Origin of the sequence: Ancylobacter sp. 3268, from assembly GCF_031456575.1 — a bacterium.
Classification (GTDB): domain Bacteria; phylum Pseudomonadota; class Alphaproteobacteria; order Rhizobiales; family Xanthobacteraceae; genus Ancylobacter.
Genome location: NZ_JAVDUX010000001.1, coordinates 281,585 through 302,301 on the forward strand (window position 1 = coordinate 281,585; position 20,717 = coordinate 302,301).

The following is a 20,717-nucleotide window of genomic DNA, read 5'->3' on the forward strand; positions in this document are numbered from 1 at the left end:
CCTCCTTTGGGGGGAGGACGCTATGAATCTATCCAAATTCTTCATCGACCGGCCGATCTTTGCCGGCGTCATCTCGGTGCTGATCTTCGTCGCGGGCCTGCTGGCGCTGCGGGTGATGCCGATCTCGGAATATCCCGAGGTGGTGCCGCCGCAGGTCATCGTGCGCGCGCAATATCCCGGCGCCAGCCCCAAGGTTATCGCGGCGACCGTGGCGACGCCGATCGAGGAGCAGATCAACGGCGTCGAGGACATGCTCTACATGTCCTCGCAGGCGACGACCGATGGCGTGATGACGCTGACCGTCACCTTCAAGCTCGGCACCGATCCCGACAAGGCGACGCAGCTGGTGCAGAACCGCGTCAGCCAGGCCGAACCGCGCCTGCCCGAGGAGGTGCGCAGCCTCGGCGTGACGACCACCAAGAGCTCGCCCAACTTCATCATGGTGGTGCATCTGGTCTCGCCGAACGACCGTTACGACATCACCTATCTGCGTAATTACGGCGTCTTGAACGTCAAGGACCGGCTGGCGCGCATCGCCGGCGTCGGCCAGGTCGACATGTTCGGCGCCGGCGACTACTCGATGCGGGTCTGGCTGGATCCGCAGAGGATTGCCGAGCACGGCCTGTCGGCGGGGGATGTCGTCAACGAGATCCGTGCGCAGAACATCCAGGCGGCGGCCGGCATCGTCGGAGCCTCGCCCACCGTTCCGGGCGTCGATCTCCAGCTGTCGGTGAACGCTGCCGGTCGCCTCGAGACCGAGGAGGAGTTCGGCGACATCGTGGTGAAGACCGGTGCCGACGGGCAGGTGGTACGCCTGCGCGACGTCGCCCGTCTCGAACTCGGTGCGGCCGACTATGCGCTGCGCTCGCTGCTCGACAACAAGCAGGCGGTCGGCATCGGCGTGTTCCAGGCGCCGGGTTCCAATGCGCTGGAGATCGCCGCCAACGTCCGCAAGACGATGGAGGAGGTCAAGAAGACGATGCCGGAAGGCGTCGACTACGCCATCGTCTACGATACAACCCGCTTCGTCGATGCCTCGATCGAGGCGGTGGTCCACACGCTGTTCGAGGCGGTGCTGCTGGTCGTCATCGTCGTGGTGGTGTTCCTGCAGACCTGGCGGGCCTCGATCATCCCGCTGCTGGCCGTGCCGGTGTCCATCGTCGGCACCTTCGCGGTGATGTATGTGTTCGGCTTCTCGATCAACGCGCTCAGCCTGTTCGGGCTGGTGCTGGCCATCGGCATCGTCGTCGACGACGCCATCGTCGTCGTCGAGAATGTCGAGCGCAATATCGAGGAGGGGCTTTCCCCGCGCGACGCCGCCTATCGGGCGATGAGCGAGGTGTCCGGTCCGATCATCGCCATTGCGCTGGTGCTGGTGGCGGTGTTCGTGCCGCTCGCGTTCATCTCCGGCCTGTCCGGGCAGTTCTACCGGCAGTTCGCGCTGACCGTCGCCATCTCGACGGTGATCTCGGCGATCAACTCGCTGACGCTGTCGCCGGCGCTCGCCGCGCTGCTGCTCAAAGGCCATCACGCCGAGCCGGACTTCCTGCAACGCATCATCAATGCGCTGCTCGGCTGGTTCTTCCGCGGCTTCAACTGGGTGTTCTCGCGCAGCTCAAACGGCTACGGCCGCGGCGTGCGCGGCGTGCTCACGGTGAAGAGCGTGGTGATGCTGTTCTACGCCGTGATGCTCGGCGCTACCTGGTGGCTGTTCCAGACGGTGCCGTCGGGCTTCGTCCCGGCGCAGGACAAGCAGTATCTCGTCGGCTTCGCGCAGCTGCCCGACGGCGCCACGCTCGACCGCACGGAAGAGGTGATCCGCCGCATGACGGAGATCACGCTGGCCGAGCCGGGCGTGGAAAGCGCGGTGGCCTTCCCCGGCCTGTCGATCGCCGGCTTCTCCAACTCGTCCAATGCCGGCATCGTGTTCTCGACGCTGAAGCCGTTCGAGGAGCGCAAGGACCCCTCGCTCAGCGCCGGCGCCATCGCCATGTCGCTGAACCAGAAATACGGGGTGATCCAGGAGGCGTTCATCGCCATGTTCCCGCCGCCGCCGGTGCAGGGCCTCGGCGTGGTGGGCGGCTTCAAGATGCAGATCGAGGATCGCGCCGGTCGCGGCTTCGAGGAACTGGCGCGGGTGACCAACGCCTTCATGGCCAAGGCGATGCAGACGCCGGAGCTGATTGGCCAGTTCACCACCTTCCAGGTCAACGTGCCGCAGCTGTTCGCGAATGTGGACCGCACCAAGGCCCGCCAGCTCGGCGTGCCCATCCAGTCGGTGTTCGAGACGCTGCAGGTCTATCTCGGCTCGCTCTATGTCAACGACTTCAACAAGTTCGGCCGCACCTACTCGGTGCGTGTGCAGGCCGATGCGCCCTACCGGGCCAAGCCGGAGGATATCGGCAAGCTGAAGGTGCGCGCGAGCAACGGCGAGATGATCCCATTGTCGGCGCTGCTGAAAGTGGAGACCACCGCCGGGCCGGAACGCGCCATGCGCTATAACGGCTTCCTGTCCGCCGACTTCAATGCCGGACCGGCGCCGGGCTTCTCGTCCGGCCAGGCGCAGGATGCCGCGGCGCGCATCGCCGCCGAGGTCTTGCCGCCCGGCTTCGACTTCGAGTGGACCGACCTGACCTATCAGGAAATCCTCGCCGGCAATTCCGCGGTGCTGGTATTTCCGATCGCGCTGCTGCTCGTCTTCCTGGTGCTGGCGGCGCAGTATGAGAGCCTGACCCTGCCGATCGCCATCATCATGATCGTGCCGATGGGCATTCTCGCCGCGCTGTTCGGCGTGTGGCTGGGAGGAGGGGACAATAACATCTTCACCCAGATCGGCCTGGTGGTGCTGGTCGGCCTGTCGGCGAAGAACGCGATCCTGATCGTCGAGTTCGCCCGCGAGCTGGAGTTCACCGGCAGCAATCCGGTGGATGCGGCGGTGGAGGCGGCGCGGCTGCGGTTGCGGCCGATCCTGATGACCTCCTTCGCCTTCATCATGGGCGTGCTGCCTCTGGTGCTGTCGACCGGTGCCGGTGCCGAGATGCGCCATGCGATGGGTGTGGCGGTGTTTGCCGGCATGATCGGCGTCACTTTCTTCGGCCTGTTCCTGACGCCGGTGTTTTACGTGCTGCTGCGCGCGCTTACCGGCAACCGGCCGCTCCGCCAGCACGGCCACGGCATCGCCGCGTTGCCGCACCCGGCGGAGTGAGACGGCCGATCTGACGACGGATGAAGCCCGCCCGGTCCTCGGACTTGGCGGGCTTCATGCTGTCAGGATCCTGACGAGGCGGGCGGTCGCGCTCGCGCTCGCGCTCCGGGCGGGTCTAGCCGGCCAGCCCGATCAGCGAGGCGGCCCCGCGATAGCGGGCCTTCTCGTCGGCGGCGAAGTGGAAGGTATCGAGAAGGTCGTCGCCGCGGTAATGCGGGTTCTGGCGACGGATGCGCGCGACATGGGCGCGGGCTTCCTCGATGCGGCCGGCAAGGGCGAGGCAGTGTGCGGCGATCGCCAGTATGTGCACATGGGCATTGGGGCGGGCCGCGGCCTTGACCGCCCATCCGGCGGCCTCCTGAAAGGCCCCGAGCCGGACGAGCGCCAGGGCGCGGGTCCCCAGCATGCCGAACAGCAGCGGATCATAGGGACTGAGCAGGCGCGAATGGTCGGATGAGGCGATCGCCAGCGCCGGATCGCCGGTCTGGCAGTGCACGAAGGCCAGGGCATAGTGGCCGAGGGCGAAGTTCGGGCTGAGGTCGACGGACCGCTCCAGCTCGCGCACCGCCGCTTCATGCTCGTCCATCAGCCACAGGGCGCGTCCCATCGACCAATGGGCGGCGGGGTTCTGGTCGTCGACCAGCAGGCTGTGGCCGGCGGTCTCCAGCGCCTGCCGCGCTTCGACGCTCCGGTCGCCCCAGCGCTGGAAGGCGCTCTGCCAATGCGTGAAGGACAGCCCGGCATAGGCGCGGGAGAAGGTCGGGTCCAGCGCCACCGAACGTCGGAAGAAGGCTGCGGCGCGGGCGTTTTCCTCCGCGGTGAAGCGGTACATGTGCCAGAGGCCGCGATGATACGCCTCCCAGGCATCGAGCGAATCCGGAGGCTTGAGCAGTGCGCGGTTGCGCTCGGCGTTCTCGATCTCGGCGGCGATCGAGGAGACGATGCCGTTGCCGATCTCGTCGAGAAAATCCAGATGCCGACCCGTGCCGGCTTCCAGCCGCTCGGTCCATATGATCCGGGAGGTGGCGGCCTCGGCGATCTCCGCCGCCACCAGCACGACGCCTGGCCGCCGCTCGACGAAGCCTGTGGCGACATAGTCCACGTTGAGGCGGCGGCCGATCTCCTGCACGTCCAGCTGCTCGCCCGCCAGGGCGAAGACGGAGCCGCGGGAGATGATGAAGAGGCTGCGCAGCCGCGCCAGCCGGCTGATGATGTCGTGAGCAACGGCATTGCCGAGTTCGCTCGGTTCGCTGGCGCCGTCGCGCAGCTCGCGGAAGGGCATGACGGCGATGGACGCCCGCCTCGGTCCGACGGTTTGCGGCGGAGGCGGTGGCGATACCACAGGGGTATCGGTGCGCGGCGCCGCAGGCACGGGGCGCATCTGCCGGATCCGGTCCCAGGCCTGCCGCACCGGCGCGAAATCCACCCCTTCCTGGAGGAAGACCTTCTCGTTTCTCTCCAGATGCCGGGCGCAGTCCTCGACCATGCCCCGGTGCAGCAGTTCGAGCAGGAAGCGCTCATGCCCGCGGGGATCGCACGGGGCGAGGTCAAGCCAGCGGCGCGCGGCGGACAGGCCCTCCGCGGTGCCGGCCGGCATTCGCCGGGCCGCTTCCGCCAACACGTCGATATGGAGCGAGCGAAACTCGCTGCGCCGGCCGGCAAGCCAGTGTTCGAACTCGACGTGATGGTCGAAGACCACGCCTTCGAGGAAGTCGCCATCGCAGGAGGCGGCCAGCGCCTGCAAGGCGGCGAGGTCCAGCCGGTCGAGCCCGGTGCGGGCAGCATCGAGGAGGCGCGCGGTGTCGACTTCACAGCCGTCGAGATCGAGCCAGACATGATCCGCCGCCGTCCGCACGCGGAGCCGGGAAGGATCGTCCAGCAGGGCGCGGAGCTTGCTCAGGCACCATCGGAGCTCGCCGCGCGGGTCGTTCGGCACGTCCCAGAGCAGCGTGCAAAGCCTTTCGCGCAAGACCGGATGCGGGGCGAGGGAGAGATACGCCAACAATGCGCGAAGCTTTCGCGATGGCGGCAGTTGCAAGGCCACGCCGTCGCGGCACAGGGCAAGCGGCCCGATCAGGCGCAGGCTGCGTTGCGGGGGCAGGGACGACATGGCGTTCCGCGTCGTTTCCATGGGCACTCCCACGCCGCCTCCCACGCCCGATGACCCGTGGCGAGACTACCACTTGCGCCTCAAATTGGCATTAGACGGCTCGTTCCACAGAAACGCACCACGTCCGGAAGGCGAGCCGCTATGGGAGACGAGGCAATGCTCGAGCGGACCGAAGCGCGGACAACCAGCGGGCGAGGCAAGCTGTTCGACAGCGTGCTCGAGACGATCGGCGACACGCCGGTCATCCGCATCAACAATCTCGGCGTTGATCATGCGACGATCTACGTCAAGGCGGAGTTCTTCAACCCTGCTTCCTCGGTCAAGGACCGGCTCGCCATCGCCATCATCGAGGATGCCGAACGCAGCGGGGCGCTGAAGCCGGGCCAGACGGTCGTCGAGGCGACCAGCGGCAACACCGGCATAGGGCTGGCCATGGTGTGCGCCCAGAAGGGCTATCCGCTGGTGGTGACCATGGCCGACAGCTTCTCGGTCGAGCGGCGCCGGCTGATGCGCATGCTCGGTGCCAAGGTGGTGCTCACGCCGCGCGCCCAGAAGGGCCTCGGCATGTACCGCAAGGCGGTCGAACTCGCGGAAAAGAACGGCTGGTTCCTCGCCCACCAGTTCGAGACGGCGGCCAATGCCGCCATCCACGAGACGACGACTGCGCGCGAGATCGTCAACGACTTCGCCGGCACGCGGCTGGATTACTTCGTCACCGGCTACGGCACCGGCGGCACGGTGGTCGGCGTCTCGCGCGTGCTGCGGCGCGAGCGGCCCGAGACCAAGATCATCCTCAGCGAGCCGGCCAACGCGCAGCTGCTGGGCTCGGGCCATGCGCAGCCACGCGAGGACGACGGCGCTCCGGCGGCAAGTCACCCCGCCTTCGAGCCGCACCCGATCCAGGGATGGACGCCGGACTTCATCCCCAAGGTGCTGCAGGAGGCGATCGACGAGCATTATTGCGATCAGGTCGTGCCCATCGCCGGACCCAAGGCGATGGAATGGAGCAAGGCGCTGGCGCAGAGGGAAGGCATCTTCACCGGCATTTCCGGCGGCGCCACCTTCGGCGTGGCGCGGCAGATCGCCGAGGCCGCCCCGGCCGGCTCTGTGCTGCTGTGCATGCTGCCCGACACCGGCGAGCGCTATCTGTCGACCCCGCTCTACGAGTCGATCCCGGCGGATATGGATGCCGAGGAGCTGGAGCTGTCGCTTTCGACACCCGGCTTCCAGCTTCCTGCCTGAAGCGTGCGAGGACGATCGCCGTGGCTACGCATACCCCGTTGCAGAACCTGCCCGAGGAAACCCTCGACCCGCCGGACTGGTCCGCCGTTGCCACGCTGGCTCACCGGATCGTCGACGATGCCGTCGATCATGTCGCCCGCGTGCGCGAGCGGCCGGTATGGCGGCCGATGCCGGACGATGTCCGCGCCGCCTTCCAGACCGGGCTTCCGCAGGAGGCGATGCCACTGGAGGCCGTATACGGGCTGGTGCGGGATCGCGTGATGGCCTACCCGATGGGCAACATCCATCCGCGCTTCTGGTCCTGGTTCATGGGAGCGGGCAACTTCACCGGCGCGCTTGGAGATTTCCTGGCTGCGGTGCAGGGATCCAATCTCGGTGGCGGCAGTCATGCCGCCGCTCTGCTCGATCAACAAGTGGTCGACTGGCTTCGCGACATGGTCGGCTTCCCGGAGGGTGCGAGCGGGGCGCTGGTCAGCGGCGGCTCGGTCGCCAACCTGCTGGCGCTGACGGTCGCACGCAACGCCATGGCGGGCGTCGACCTGCGCGAGGAGGGGCTCGCGGCCCTGACGCGGCCCTTGCGGTTCTATGCCTCGGATCAGGTCCATTCCTGCCACCGCAAGGCCGTGGAGGCCCTCGGTCTCGGCAACAAGGCCCTGCGCCGCATTCCGACCGATGACCAGTGCCGGATCGACATCGCCGCCTTGCGCAAGGCGATCGCCGATGACCGCGCCCACGGCTTCGCACCGGCCTGCGTCATCGGTACGGCCGGAACGGTGAATTCCGGCGCGGTGGACGATCTCGACGCTCTGGCCGACCTCGCGGCCGAGGAGGAACTTTGGTTCCATGTCGACGGCTGCATCGGGGCGCTGGTCGCCATCGCGCCGGAGAATGGCTGGCGGGTGGACGGCATCCGCCGCGCGCATTCGGTCGCGCTCGATCCTCATAAATGGCTGCATGCGCCCTTCGAGGTGGGATGCGTCGTCTTCCGCGACCGGGCGATCCACCGGCAGGCCTTCGCGGTCTCGCCGGAATATCTGCAGGCGACGCCGCGCGGCATCGCCTCGGGCACATGGCTGCACGAATTCGGCCTGCAGACGAGCCGCGGTTTCGCGGCGCTGAAGGTCTGGATGGCGCTGATGGAGCATGGGCGGACGAAATTCGGGCGGCTCATCGACCAGAATATCGGCCAGGCCCGCTATCTCGCCTCCCTGATTGAGGACGAGGAGCAATTGTCGCTGCAGATGCCGGTCGGGCTCAACATCGTGTGCTTCCGCTTCGATCCCGGCGGCCTGGACGAGGAGCGGCTCAAGGCGATGAATGTCGAGATCATGCTGCAGCTTCAGGAGACCGGCGTGGCCGCGCTCTCCGATACCACGATCCACGGCCGGCATTGCCTGCGCGCCGCGATCTGCAATCACCGCACGCGTCGGGACGACCTCGATCTGCTCGTCGCCGACGTCCTGCGTCTCGGCAGGCAACTCGTCGTGCCGCAGCCTGCCTAGACGCGACCGGTGCGCTCGGCCGGCCTGGGCGGACGGGATGTCTGCGTCGCGGGAGCTTTTGCCCTCGCAGACGGAAGCCGGCGGATCACATTGCGGCGGGCGTGCCTTTCCGCCGTCGCCTGGAGCGGTATTCTCCGGTCCATCTCCGGCGAGCGGGCAGGCCTGTGCAGTCTCCCGGCTCGCGCAAAAACAAGGACATGGATCGTGAAGATTGATCTTTCAGGCAAGAGCGCCCTTGTCACCGGCTCGACCGAGGGCATCGGTTTCGCCATCGCCAAGGGCCTGCACGATGCGGGCGCCACGGTCGTCGTCAATGGGCGTACCCAGGCCAAGGTCGACGCCGCGGTGGTGCGACTGGGCGGGTCGGCGCGCGGCAGAGCTGCCGACCTTGCCACGGCGGAGGGCGTGACGGCCCTGGTCGCCGCCGAACCGGCCTTCGACATCGTGGTCAACAATCTCGGTATCTTCCAGCCGGTCGACTTCTTCGAGGCCGATGACGAGGTGTGGGAGCGCCACTGGCAGGTCAATGTCATGGCGTCCGTACGTGTGGCGCGGGCCTATCTGCCGGGCATGGCGGAGAAGGGGTGGGGACGCCTGTTGTTCCTCAGCTCGGAATCCGGCTTCAACATTCCGGTGGAGATGATCCACTACGGCGTCAGCAAGACCGCCGATGTCGCGGTGGCGCGCGGGCTGGCCAAGCGCATGGCCGGCACCGGCGTGACGGTCAATTCGATCCTCCCCGGCCCGACGCTGTCGGAAGGCGTGGCGGCAATGCTCAAGGAAGAGGTGGCCGCCGGCAAGACTCTGGAGCAGGCCGGCGCCGATTTCGTCAAGGCGCATCGGCCGGGCTCGCTCATCGGCCGGCCCGCCTCGGTGGAGGAGGTGGCGAACATGGCGGTCTACATCGCCTCGCCGCTGGCCTCCGCCACCACCGGCGCCGCCCTGCGCGTCGATGGCGGCCTCATCGACTTCATCGTGTGACGAGCCGTTCGGAAGAAGTGATATCCGGCCGGAATTTTCCGGCCGGGAGTCCCCTTTCTTGAAGACGGGGCGGGCAGGGTGAAGCCCCCGCCCGTCAGTTCTCGGCCGACGCGGCGCCGTTCGGGTTGTCGGTCAGGCCGTAGGCGGCGGCGATCAGTTCGCGCGTATAGGCGGCAGCCGGTGCGCCATAGACGTCCTCGGTGGGACCGGCCTCGACCAGCTGCCCGCGCCGCATCACCATGATCCAGTCGGAGAGTGCCCGCACCACCGACAGATCATGGCTGATGAACAGATAGGAAAGGCCGTGTTCCCTCTGGAGCCGCCGCAGCAATTCGACGATGCCCTTCTGCACCGAGCGGTCCAGCGCCGAGGTGGGTTCGTCCAGCACCAGCACCCGCGGCTTCAGCACGATGGCGCGGGCGATAGCGATGCGCTGGCGCTGGCCGCCGGAGAATTCGTGTGGATAGCGGTTGCGTAGCGACGGATCGAGGGTGACGTCTTCCAGCGCCGCGATCACCTGCTGTTCGCGCGTGCGCGCGTCGAGCTGGGGTTCATGCACCCGCAGGCCCTCGCTGACGATCTCGCCGACCGTCATTCGTGGCGACAGCGAGCCGTAAGGATCCTGAAAGACGATCTGCACCTGCCGGCGCAGCGCACGCAGGCCGGTGGCGTCGAGGCCGCCGATGGGGTGGCCGAACAGGCGGATATCGCCCTCGCTGTCGATCAGCCGGATCAGCGCCCGGCCAAGCGTCGACTTGCCGGAACCGGACTCGCCGACGATGCCGATGGTCTGTCCCTGCTTCAGTGTCACGCTGACCTTGTCGACCGCATGAATCTCCAGGGGCGGCCCGGCCAGCAGGCCGCCGCCGGTCTTGAAGGTGACGTCGATGCCGCGCGCCTCCAGTACGAGCGGGGCGTCGTCGGGCGGAGGGGCCTTGGTGCCGGTCGGTTCGGCGGCCAGCAGCATGCGGGTATAGTCGTGCTCGGGTCGCGTGAGCACGCGCGAGGCCGGCCCCTGCTCGACCACCTGTCCGTAGCGCATCACCGCCACCCGGTCGGCGAAGTGCCGGGCGAGGCCGAGATCGTGGGTGATGAACACGATGCCCATGTGGAAGCGCTGCTGCAGCGAACGCAGCAATTCGAGGATCTGCGCCTGCACGGTGACATCGAGCGCGGTGGTCGGCTCGTCGGCGATCAGCACGTCCGGCTCGGCGGCCAGCGCCATGGCGATCATCACCCGCTGGCGCTGGCCGCCGGAGAGCTCGTGCGGATAGGCGCGGAGCCGCCGCTCCGGGTCGGGAATGCCGACCAGGGCGAGCAGTTCCACCGCCCGTTGCCGCGCCGCCTTGGCGCCGAGGCGCTTGTGACGCATCAGCGGTTCGGCGAGCTGGTTGCCGATGGTGTAGAGAGGGTCCAGCGAGGTCATCGGCTCCTGGAAGATCATGGCGATCTTGGCGCCGCGGATCTCGTCGAGCGCCCGTGCCGGCAGGCCGAGGATCTCGCGCCCGCGATAGCGCACGCTTCCCGTGGCCCGGCCGTTCTTGGTGAGCAGGCCCATGGCCGCCATCATGGTCTGGCTCTTGCCGGAACCGGATTCGCCGACGACGGCGAGGGTCTCGCCGGGAGCCACCGTGAGATCAATGCCGCGCACGGCGTGAACCTCGCCATCCGCCGTGTCGAAACGCACGTCGAGATTGGCGAGTTCGAGCAGGGGTGTCGTCTCGCCCATGTCAGCGGTCCTTGGGGTCGAGCGCATCGCGCAGGCCGTCGCCGAGGAAATTCAGCGCGAACAGCGTCGAGGTAAGGAAGATCGACGGGAAGATCAGCAGCCAGTTGGCGGAGGGGATGTTCTTCGCCCCCTGCGCGATCAGCACGCCCCAGCTGGTCAAAGGCTCCTGCACGCCGAGGCCGAGATAGGAGAGGAAGCTCTCCAGCAGGATCACCTGCGGCACCAAGAGCGTCATGTAGACCGCCACCGGGCCGAGCGTGTTCGGCACCACGTGCCGCCACAATATGCCGGAAGGCGAGACGCCGAGGGCGAGGGCGGCCTGCACATATTCCTGCCGGCGGATCGACAGCGCCTGGCCGCGCACGATGCGTGCCATGTCGAGCCATTGCACCGCGCCGACGGCGATGAACATCAGCACGAAGTTGCGGCCGAAGAACACCACCAGCATGATGACGAGAAAGATGAAGGGCAGCGAGTAGAGCACGTCGACGATGCGCATCATGATGTCGTCGATGCGTCCGCCGAGATAGCCGGCGGTGGCGCCGTAGATCACCCCGATGACCACGGCGGTGAGCCCGGCGAGCAGCCCGATCGCCAGCGACACCCGGCCGGCGATGAGGGTGCGGGTGAGCAGGTCGCGGCCGGTATTGTCGGTGCCGAACAGGAAATAGCGCTTCGCGACCGCCGTGCTGAGCGTCATGGTCAGCCCGTCGGGCGAGGTGGTCTCCACCCGCGGATCGGTGAAGCTCGACGAACGGTCGAAATAGCGCACCACCCGCGGATCGATCGGCCGCGAGGAGCGGATGGTCAGGCTGACGCGGTCATCCTGATCGTTCCACGCGACGAGATCGACCCGCATGCGGCGGATCAGTTCATCCAGCATGCCGGAGATCTGGTCCGGCTTGGGATACGCCGTCAGGCTTGGCGGCACCCGGACGTAGTCGGTGTAGATGGTGGTGTAGTGATGGCCCGTCAGCAGCGGCCCGACGAGGCAGGCAACGCCCATCAGCACGAGATAGACCACGCTCACCACGGCGGCGCGGTTGGCGGTGAGGCGCCGCCAGGCGTCGATCCACAGCGACCGTCCCTTGACGGGCCGGGAGAGGACAAGCTCAGTCATAACGCACCCGCGGATCGACCAGCGCGTAAAGCAGATCGACGATCAGATTGAAGACGATGACGAAAACCGCGATCACCACCACGGTGCCCATCACCAGCGTGTAGTCGCGATTGAGGGCGGCATCGACGAAGTAGCGGCCGACGCCGGGAATGGCGAACACCGTCTCCACCACCACCGAGCCGGTGAGCAGCGCCGCCGCGGCCGGGCCGGCATAGGAGATGATCGGGAGCAGGGCGCCGCGCAAAGCGTGCTTCACCACCACCGACCAGCTGCCGAGCCCGAGCGCGCGGGCGGTACGGATGTGGTTGGCGCGCAGGGCTTCGATCATCGCCCCGCGCATGAGGCGGGCGACGATGGCGATCTGCGGCAAGGCCAGGGTCAGCGCCGGGCCGATCTTGTTGACGAGCGCTCCGCCGCCCCAGCCGGCGACCGGCACCCAGGCGAGAGTGAGGGCGAAGACCAGCTGATAGAGCGGGGCGATGACGAAGGTCGGAATGGTGGAGCCGGCGGTGGCGAGCGCGACCACGGCGTAATCGACGCCCCTGTTCTGCCGCAGGGCGGCGACGATGCCCAGTATCGAGCCGAGGATCAGCGCCAACACCAGGGCGGAGGCGCCGAGCTGTACCGAGACCGGCAGGCCGACGCGGAACAGGTCCGCCACGGTGAAGTCCGGCAGGTTGTAGCTGGGTCCGAAATCGCCGCGCAGGAGATTGCCGAGATAGGAGAGGTATTGCCGCCACAGCGGCGCATCGAGCTGGTAGACGCGCTCGAGATTGGCCCTCACCTCCGGGCTCAGCCCGCGCTCCTGGCTGAACGGCCCGCCCGGGGCGACGCGCAGCAGGAAAAACGAGAGAGTGACGATGAGGAATAGCGTCGGGATGGCGGTCAGGAGCCGCCGCAGCACATAGCGTAGCACTTGAATCGTCCTCGTGCCGGGAGGTGAAGCCGGCGGCGCGCGGAGCGCCGCCGCCGGCGGGCCGGCTCACTTGCTGATGAAGCGCGAGGGATGGATGGCCATCACGTTCGGCTCCCAGCCCTTGAGCTTGGGCGAGACGATCTCGTGATAGCTGTAATAGAGTAGCGGCATGTTGCCGAGATTGTCGACGAGCACCTTCTCGGCCTCGGCGAGCTTCTTCATCCGCGCCGCCGGATCGCCGCCGGCGGCGGCAGCCTCGTCCATCAGCTTCTCGAAAGAGAGGTTGTCGAAGTTCGAGTAGTTATTGCCGCTGGCCTTGCGGGAAATGCCGAGGAAGGATTCCGGGTCCTTGTAGTCGGCGATCCAGCCGCCGCGCGCATAATCGTAATCGCCCTTCTGCTCCAGATGGCCGTAATGGGTCTTGGTGTCGGTGTTGATCAGCGACACCTCGATGCCGAACGGCTTCAGCTGTTCCTGGATCGCCACCGCGGTGTTCTTGTGGTTTTCCGAGGTGTTGTAGCGGATCTCAAGCTTCAGCGGCTTGCCGGGGCCGTAGCCGAGCTCCGTGAGAATCTTCTTGGCCTCGTCCTCGCGGTCGAACTGGGACATCTTGGCGTAGTCCGCCTCGGCCGGCGTGTAGCCCTCGATGCCCGGCGGCACCATGGAATAGGCCGGCAACATCGAGTTCTGCCACACCTTCTCGGCGAGGAAGTCGCGATCGATGATCAGCGAGATGGCGCGGCGCAGCTTCGGGTTGTTCCACGGCGCCTTGTCGGTCTTGACGGCGTAGTAATAGGTGCCGAGATAGGGGCCGAGCTTCACCTGATCGCCGAACTTCTTCTTGAGATCGGCGAGTTGCTCGGTGGGCAGGTCGTCATTGGAATCCAGCTCGCCGGCCTCGTAGCGCTTGATGGCGGTGGAGCGATCCTCGGTCGGGATGTAGTTCACCACATCGAGCTTCACCTCATCGGCGGCGTGAAACTTCGGGTTCTTCACCAGCTTGATATGGTCGTTGGGAACGAACTCGGTGAGGGTGAAGGCGCCGTTCGAGACCAGGTTGCCGGGCTTGATCCACTCGGCGCCGAACTTTTCGATCGATGCCTTGTTCACCGGATAGGCGGCCTGGTGGGTCAGCATTTCCAGGAAATAGGGAGTAGGCGACTTCAGCGTCACCTCGAAAGTCTTGGCATCGACGGCACGTACGCCGAGTTCCTCCGGCTTCGCCTTGCCGGTGTTCACCTCTTCGCCATTCTTGATGACGTAGAGCATCGAGGCGTATTCGGCGCCGGTGGCGGGGTCCTCGAGCCGGCGGAACGAATAGACGAAGTCCTCCGCCGTCAATGGGTCGCCGTTCGACCAGGCCGCGTCCGGCCGCAATTTGAAGGTGTAGACCTTGCCATCGGGTGAAACCGTCCAGCTCTCCGCCGCTCCGGGAATAAGGTCGGAGGTGGCATCCTGCATCACCAGCCCCTCGAAGACATCGCGCAGGATATGCGCCTCATAGACGGTCGAGGTCTTGTGCGGATCGAGTGATTCCGGATCGGCGGAGTTGCCGCGATTGTAGATGCTCTCGGCGGCGGCCGGCAAAGCGGCGGTGCCGAGCAGGAGGGTGGCGATGAGAAGAGATCGGAAGCGGCTCATGTGAACATTCCTTTCACGCGAGATTGGCGTCGCACCTGCACGGTTCTAGTGCATGGCGACGATTTGTGCGAAGCCTTCCTTTGCCAATTCGCACGGACCGGTTTCACCTATGCACGCATCGGTAGGCATCCGGCCGACGACCGGACGACCGGCGAGGCCCGCGATTCAGCTGGCGAGCGCGGTTCCTGGAGAATGATCTTCTCTCCGGCAGTGTGAGCGCGAAAGCCCCTTCCACAGCGCGTCGGTTACGGTGGTGAGCCCGCTGTCGCGGGTATCCGACTCCGGGTAAGGTTCCTTCATGCGGGGCATTCATCACATCGCGATCATCTGTTCGGACTATCCGCGTTCCCGACGCTTCTATTGCGAGACGCTGGGATTTCCGGTGCTGCACGAGGTGTTTCGCGAGGAGCGATCCTCCTGGAAATGCGACCTCGACGCCGGCAATGCGCGGCTGGAGCTGTTCTCGTTTCCGGCGCCGGCGCCGCGCCCGAGCCGCCCGGAAGCCTGCGGGCTGCGCCACCTCGCCTTTGCCACCACCGACCTCGACGCTGAGATTGCGCGGCTCTCCCGCCTCGGCATCGCTGTCGAGCCGGTGCGGACCGATCCCTATACGAACAGGCGGTTCACCTTCTTCGCCGATCCCGACGGGCTGCCGCTCGAGCTCTATGAGGACGGGCCGGATGCGGGCGGGGAGGGTCAGGCGACTGGCGCGGCCGGCTGACTTCCGGCTGTCGTGTTTCCATGGCTTTGATCCCGCCTCCTTTGCCTTCCGGCGGAAGCCGCGTTCCCGATTCCCGCTGCATCCCATAACCCTGACCGTGCCATTGCCAGGACCGTGCCATTGCCATGACCACACCGCCCGCCCGCGCCACCCTCCCCAACGCCCCGACGCTGGCCGAAGCCTTCCGGGTGTGGGCGAAGATCGGCCTGCTCGGCTTTGGCGGCCCGGCGGGACAGATCGCGCTCATGCATAAGGAACTGGTGGAGGACCGCCGCTGGATCGGGGAGCAGCGCTTCCTGCACGCTCTCAACTACTGCATGCTGCTGCCCGGCCCGGAAGCGCAGCAGCTCGCCACCTATATCGGCTGGCTGTTGCACCGCACGGCGGGCGGGCTGATGGCCGGCTTGCTGTTCGTGCTGCCGGGCGCCCTGGTCATGCTGGCCTTGAGTTCCCTCTACGCCCTGTATCGTCATGTGCCGCTGGTCGACGCGCTGTTCTTCGGGGTGAAGGCGGCGGTGCTCGCCATCGTGGTGCAGGCGGTGGTGCGGATCGGGCGACGCGCGCTCAGGAACCGGTTGACGGTCGGCATCGCCGCCGCGGCCTTCCTGGCGATCTATCTGCTCCACCTGCCTTTCCCGCTCATCATCGCCTTGGCCGGGCTTACAGGCTGGATCGGCAACCGCTACGCGCCGGCGCTGTTCGTCCCGGCCGGCAACGGCGCGAGGGGGGAGGCGCCGGAGGTGCCCGGCGTCGTCGATGCGATGTTCGAGCGCGGCGAGCTCGCCCATGCCGCTCCTTCATGGGGCCGGGCGTTGCGGGTGGCGGCGACATGGCTGCCGCTGTGGCTGGGGCCGGTGCTGCTGCTCTGGGCGACGACCGGGTCGTCCAGCGTATGGACCCAGATCGGGGCGTTCTTCAGCGTCATGGCGGTGGTGACCTTCGGCGGGGCCTATGCGGTGCTCGCCTATGTGGCGCAGGCGGCGGTGGACAGCTTCGGCTGGATGACGCCGGGCGAGATGGTGGACGGCCTCGGTCTTGCCGAGACCACGCCCGGCCCGCTGATCCTGGTGGTGCAGTTCGTCGGCTTCCTGGCGGCGTTCCGCAATCCGGGAGCGATCGACCCATTGCTGGCCGGCACGCTGGGGGCCCTCCTGACCATATGGGTGACCTTCGCGCCCTGCTTCTTCTGGATCTTCCTCGGCGCGCCCTTCGTCGAATCGCTGCGCGGCAACCGTGCGCTGTCGGCGTCGCTTTCGGCGATCACCGCGGCGGTGGTCGGCGTGATCCTGAACCTCGCTTTGTGGTTCTCGCTCCATGTGCTCTTCCGCCAGGTCGAGAGCGTGGAATTTCTCGGCCTGCGGCCGGACCTGCCGGTGCCGGGATCGGTGGATTGGCGCGCCGCACTGCTGGCCGCCGCCGCCATGGTGGCGCTGCTGTGGTTCCGGCTCGGCCTGTTCACCACGCTGGCCGGCTGCGCCGTCGCGGGCATCTGCCTGCGGCTGCTGCTTTCGTAGCCGACGGTCGCCAAATCGCCCCAAATGGCTTTCACCGTCTCACCCGGGGGAGAGAGGCCGCGCGTCGGCTGCCCGTAACGCCGTCTCGGCGGGCGGGGCGATGCGCTTGCATGCAGGGCCGTTCGCATGTCCGACGACCTCGCCGCGCTCACTGCCCTTCGCCGTTTCGGGCTCGGTCCCCGTCCCGGCGACCTCAGCCATATCCGCTCGGACCCGCGCGGGGCGCTTGTCGAGGAGTTGGCGCGGCCGGCCGCGGTCCGGTTGGTCACTCCCGAACTACCGACCAGCCAGCAGGCCCTTGCCCGCAACGCCGCCTATCAGCGTGACGTGACCCGCGCCCGCCAGCAACCGCAGCCGAGGCCGGAGACCGCCGGGCCGATGACGGTGGCGTTGCGCATGGATGCGGGGGCCGGGCAGGGGATGGAGCGGCCAACCGGCCCGGCGATGGACGCGGCGGCCCCGTCGATGGCCGGCAGCGGCGGCCTCCAATCGCCCGACACCCCGGTCTACGAGCAGGAGGTGGCGGCGCGGCTCGTGCGCATGCACGAGGCACCGGTGGGCTTCACCGAACGCCTGGTGCTGTTCTGGGCCAACCACTTCGCCATCGCGCTCAAGGACGCGCCGATGCGCATCACCGCCGGCGCCTTCGAACGCGAGGCCATCCGCCCCTATGTGCTCGGCCGCTTCGCCGACATGCTGAAGGCGGTGGAGCAGCACCCGGCGATGCTGTTCTATCTCGACAACAACCAGTCCATCGGGCCGACCTCCAACACGGCGCTGAAGAACAAGCGTGGCCTCAACGAGAATCTGGCGCGCGAGACGCTGGAACTGCACACGCTCGGCGTCGATGGAGGCTACACGCAGGCCGATGTCACGTCGCTGGCCCGCATCCTCACCGGCTGGACGGTGGCGTCGGCGGATGAGGACGCCTTCCATGGCGGGAGCTTCACCTTCGCACCGGTCCGCCACGAACCCGGCGACCAGATGCTGCTCGGCCGCGTCTATCCCGAAGGCGGCGTCGAACAGGGGGAGGCGGCCTTGCTGGCGCTGGCGGCGCATCCGGCCACCGCACGGCACATCGCCCGCAAGTTCGCCAGCTATTTCGTCGCCGACGACCCGCCGCCGGCGCTGGTCGCCCGGCTGGCGGCGAGTTTCCGCAGCAGCGGCGGCGACCTGAAGCAACTCGCCCAGGTGCTGGTGGAATCTCCAGAGGCTTGGGACGGAGCCGCCGGCAAGCTGCGCTCGCCGCAGGAGTTCCTGTTTGCCGCGCTTCGGCTGACCGGCAAGCCGGATCAGGTGAAGATGGCGCTGGGCCAGCTCATCGCCATGGGGCAGCCGATGTGGAATCCCGGCAGTCCGAAGGGGTTCACAGACCGCAGCGACGAATGGCTGTCGCCAACCGGCATCAAGACGCGCCTCGATGTCGCCGACCAGATCGGCCGCGCCGCCGGCGCCGCCGATCCGCTGGCGCTTGCCGAGGCCGCCTTCGGCGTCACGATTTCGGAAGAGACGCTGCGGGCCGTGCGTCGCGCCGAGAGCCGGCCGCAGGCCATCGCGCTGCTGCTGATGTCGCCCGAATTCCAGAGGAGATAGCCATTGGACCTCTGCGAGACCTCGCTGTCCCGTCGCGCGCTGCTCGGCACCTCCGGCGCCCTGTTCGCCTGGGCCTTCATGCCGCGGATCGCGGGTGCGGCCGGCGGGCGGGATGCACGCTTCGTCTGCATCGTCCTGCGCGGCGCGCTGGACGGGCTCGCCGCCGTGGCGCCGGTCGGCGATCCGGCCTATGCCGGTCTGCATGGCGATCTTGCGCTCTCGCTCGATGGCGAGATCCCGGCGCTGCCGCTCGACGGCTTTTTCGCGCTGCATCCCTCGATGCCGAACTTCGCCCGGCTCTATAGGGCAGGGCAGGCCAGCGTCGTGCATGCGGCGGCAACCGGCTATCGCGAGCGTTCGCATTTCGACGGCCAGGACGTGTTGGAAAGCGGCCAGCCGGCCCCGGGGAAGATCGAGACCGGCTGGCTGAACCGCTTCCTTGCCGGCCTGCCGGCTGGCGATCGCGTCGCTCCGGCCGGCGCGCTCGGTGTCGGCCCGGTGGCTCCCCTGGTGGTGCGCGGGCCGGCCCCGGTGCTCGGCTGGAGCCCGGCGGTCCTGCCCCCGGCAGGCGACGATCTCGCCGACCGTCTCGCCGCGCTCTATGCCGAGCGCGATCCCGCCCTGCATCGGATGCTGGTCGAGGGATTGAAGACCGAGGATCTCATCGCGATGAACGGCCCGGCGATCCGGCGCCAGGGCGGCCTGTCCGATCCGAAGGGCATGAGCCGGACCGCGCTCGGTGCCGCGCGCCTGCTGGCGCAGCAGGAAGGCCCGCGCATTGCCGGCCTCGCCTTCGAAGGCTGGGACACCCATGCCAATGAGGGAGGCGTGAAAGGCCAGCTCGCCAACCGCCTGCGGGGCCTTGACGACGCCATCGGGGTTTTCGCCGAGACGCTCGGGCCGACATGGAAGGATACCGCGCTGATGGTGGTGACGGAGTTCGGCCGCACCGCCCGGATCAACGGCACGCGGGGGACCGACCACGGCACCGGTACCGTGGTGCTGCTGGCGGGCGGCGCCATTCGCGGTGGCCGGGTGATCGCCGACTGGCCGGGCCTGTCCGACGCGGCGCTGCTGGACGGGCGCGACCTGCGTCCGACCACCGATGTGCGCAGCGTGGCCAAGGGAATTCTCGCCGACCTGTTCGGCGCGCCGGCCGGCTATCTCGCCCGCGACGTGTTTCCCGACACTGCCGGGCTGGCCCCGCTCAAGGACCTGGTGGCCTGAGGGTCCGGCATCGGGCGCGATGATGACGTAGTTCGGGAACATATTGCGAACGCGGAACAAACAGGGTACATTCGCGAAATCTCAGCAAAACGCTTGCTTGCGACCCGGAGCCCGGCAATGACTCAATCTACGTTGCGACTCGTCGAAGGATCTTCCATGGACAAGGCCAAGGCGCTGGACGCGGCGCTTTCACAGATCGAGCGGCATTTCGGCAAGGGCTCGATCATGCGGCTCGGCAAGAACGACAAGATCATGGAGGTCGAAACGGTCTCCACCGGATCGCTGGGGCTGGATATCGCTCTCGGCATCGGCGGCCTGCCGCGTGGGCGCGTGATCGAGATCTTCGGGCCGGAATCGTCCGGCAAGACCACGCTGGCGCTGCATACCATCGCCGAGGCGCAGAAGAAGGGCGGCGTGTGCGCCTTCGTCGATGCCGAACATGCGCTCGACCCCATCTATGCCCGCAAGCTCGGGGTAGACCTCGACAATCTGCTGATCTCCCAGCCCGATGCCGGCGAGCAGGCGCTGGAGATCGCCGATACGCTGGTGCGCTCGGGGGCCGTCGACGTGCTGGTGGTGGATTCGGTGGCGGCGCTGACGCCGCGGGCCGAACTCGACGGCGAGATGGGCGACAACCAGCCGGGCATGCAGGCGCGGTTGATGAGCCAGGCCTTGCGCAAGCTCACCGGCTCGATCAGCCGCTCCAATACCATGGTGATCTTCATCAACCAGATCCGCATGAAGATCGGGGTGATGTATGGCAGCCCGGAGACCACCACGGGCGGCAACGCGTTGAAGTTCTACGCCTCGGTTCGTCTCGACATTCGCCGTATCGGCTCCATCAAGGAGCGCGAGGAGGTGGTTGGCAACCAGACCCGCGTGAAAGTGGTGAAGAACAAGCTCGCTCCGCCCTTCAAGCAGGTCGAGTTCGACATCATGTATGGCGAGGGTGTCTCGAAGATGGGTGAGCTCATCGACCTCGGCATCAAAGCGGGGGTCGTCGAGAAGTCCGGCGCCTGGTTCTCCTATGACAGCCAGCGGCTCGGCCAGGGGCGGGAGAACGCCAAGAACTTCCTGCGCCAGAATCCGGATGCCGCCGGCCGTATCGAGGCAACCATCCGGCAAAATGCGGGCCTCATCGCCGAGCAGATCCTTGCCGGTGAGCCGGGGAGCGAGGACGACGCCGACGCCTGAGGGCGCACCTGGGGCGGTTCGG

14 protein-coding genes are annotated in these 20,717 nt (G+C 67.4%); 9 read left to right on the forward strand and 5 right to left on the reverse strand.

All coding sequences use genetic code 11. The features are described from left to right. The first annotated feature begins 22 nt into the window (after window positions 1-22). On the forward strand, window positions 23-3,205 hold the full coding sequence (locus tag J2X65_RS01365; protein ID WP_310196895.1) for a multidrug efflux RND transporter permease subunit: 3,183 nt from the start codon (window positions 23-25) through the stop codon (window positions 3,203-3,205). A gap of 115 nt (window positions 3,206-3,320) precedes the next feature. Here the strand turns inward: J2X65_RS01365 and J2X65_RS01370 are convergent, their stop codons facing one another. Then, entirely contained in the window at window positions 3,321-5,336 is a 2,016-nt protein-coding gene (locus J2X65_RS01370) for a transcriptional regulator (protein ID WP_310196898.1), read from the reverse strand. Window positions 5,337-5,471: 135 nt separating this feature from the next. Between J2X65_RS01370 and J2X65_RS01375 the strand changes: the two genes are divergently transcribed. The 3 genes from J2X65_RS01375 (at window position 5,472) to J2X65_RS01385 (ending at window position 9,040) form a co-directional block, all read left to right on the forward strand. Beyond that, window positions 5,472-6,557 (forward strand): pyridoxal-phosphate dependent enzyme, encoded by a 1,086-nt coding sequence (locus J2X65_RS01375; RefSeq protein ID WP_310196901.1) that lies wholly within the window; start codon window positions 5,472-5,474, stop codon window positions 6,555-6,557. Window positions 6,558-6,577: 20 nt separating this feature from the next. After that, the gene (locus J2X65_RS01380) at window positions 6,578-8,059 is read left to right on the forward strand and encodes a pyridoxal-dependent decarboxylase (RefSeq protein ID WP_310196903.1); all 1,482 of its coding nucleotides are present in this window, start codon (window positions 6,578-6,580) and stop codon (window positions 8,057-8,059) included. Window positions 8,060-8,263: 204 nt separating this feature from the next. Continuing rightward, window positions 8,264-9,040: an SDR family oxidoreductase gene (locus tag J2X65_RS01385; protein ID WP_310196906.1), complete on the forward strand. Its 777-nt coding sequence runs from the start codon at window positions 8,264-8,266 to the stop codon at window positions 9,038-9,040. A 94-nt stretch (window positions 9,041-9,134) separates the two neighbouring features. On the opposite strand, the gene J2X65_RS01390 is transcribed toward J2X65_RS01385, so the two are convergent. The 4 genes from J2X65_RS01390 to J2X65_RS01405 all read right to left on the reverse strand — a co-directional run bounded on the left by J2X65_RS01390 (window position 9,135) and on the right by J2X65_RS01405 (window position 14,446). Next, a complete protein-coding gene (locus J2X65_RS01390) occupies window positions 9,135-10,769 on the reverse strand; it encodes an ABC transporter ATP-binding protein (protein ID WP_310196909.1) in 1,635 nt (544 codons plus the stop codon). 1 nt (window position 10,770) lies between these two features. Further along, window positions 10,771-11,889 carry an ABC transporter permease subunit gene (locus J2X65_RS01395; protein ID WP_310196911.1) on the reverse strand — a complete coding sequence of 373 codons (1,119 nt, stop codon included), beginning with the start codon at window positions 11,887-11,889 and terminating at the stop codon, window positions 10,771-10,773. After that, window positions 11,882-12,805 carry an ABC transporter permease subunit gene (locus tag J2X65_RS01400; RefSeq protein ID WP_310196915.1) on the reverse strand — a complete coding sequence of 308 codons (924 nt, stop codon included), beginning with the start codon at window positions 12,803-12,805 and terminating at the stop codon, window positions 11,882-11,884. Before J2X65_RS01400 ends, J2X65_RS01395 begins: the two co-directional genes overlap by 8 nt. A 66-nt stretch (window positions 12,806-12,871) precedes the next feature. Next, on the reverse strand, window positions 12,872-14,446 hold the full coding sequence (locus J2X65_RS01405) for a peptide ABC transporter substrate-binding protein (protein ID WP_310196917.1): 1,575 nt from the start codon (window positions 14,444-14,446) through the stop codon (window positions 12,872-12,874). 298 nt (window positions 14,447-14,744) lie between these two features. Between J2X65_RS01405 and J2X65_RS01410 the strand changes: the two genes are divergently transcribed. From J2X65_RS01410 to recA, 5 genes are all read left to right on the forward strand, one after another. After that, entirely contained in the window at window positions 14,745-15,167 is a 423-nt protein-coding gene (locus tag J2X65_RS01410; RefSeq protein ID WP_310196919.1) for a VOC family protein, read from the forward strand. 125 nt (window positions 15,168-15,292) lie between these two features. Then, window positions 15,293-16,681 carry a chromate efflux transporter gene (gene chrA, locus J2X65_RS01415; protein WP_310196923.1) on the forward strand — a complete coding sequence of 463 codons (1,389 nt, stop codon included), beginning with the start codon at window positions 15,293-15,295 and terminating at the stop codon, window positions 16,679-16,681. A gap of 126 nt (window positions 16,682-16,807) precedes the next feature. Continuing rightward, window positions 16,808-18,274: a DUF1800 family protein gene (locus J2X65_RS01420; RefSeq protein ID WP_310196925.1), complete on the forward strand. Its 1,467-nt coding sequence runs from the start codon at window positions 16,808-16,810 to the stop codon at window positions 18,272-18,274. A 3-nt stretch (window positions 18,275-18,277) separates the two neighbouring features. Beyond that, entirely contained in the window at window positions 18,278-19,501 is a 1,224-nt protein-coding gene (locus tag J2X65_RS01425) for a DUF1501 domain-containing protein (protein WP_310196929.1), read from the forward strand. A 117-nt stretch (window positions 19,502-19,618) separates the two neighbouring features. After that, complete coding sequence (recA, locus tag J2X65_RS01430) at window positions 19,619-20,695, forward strand: recombinase RecA (RefSeq protein ID WP_310196932.1); 1,077 nt, start codon at window positions 19,619-19,621, stop codon at window positions 20,693-20,695. The last annotated feature ends 22 nt before the right edge of the window (window positions 20,696-20,717 follow it).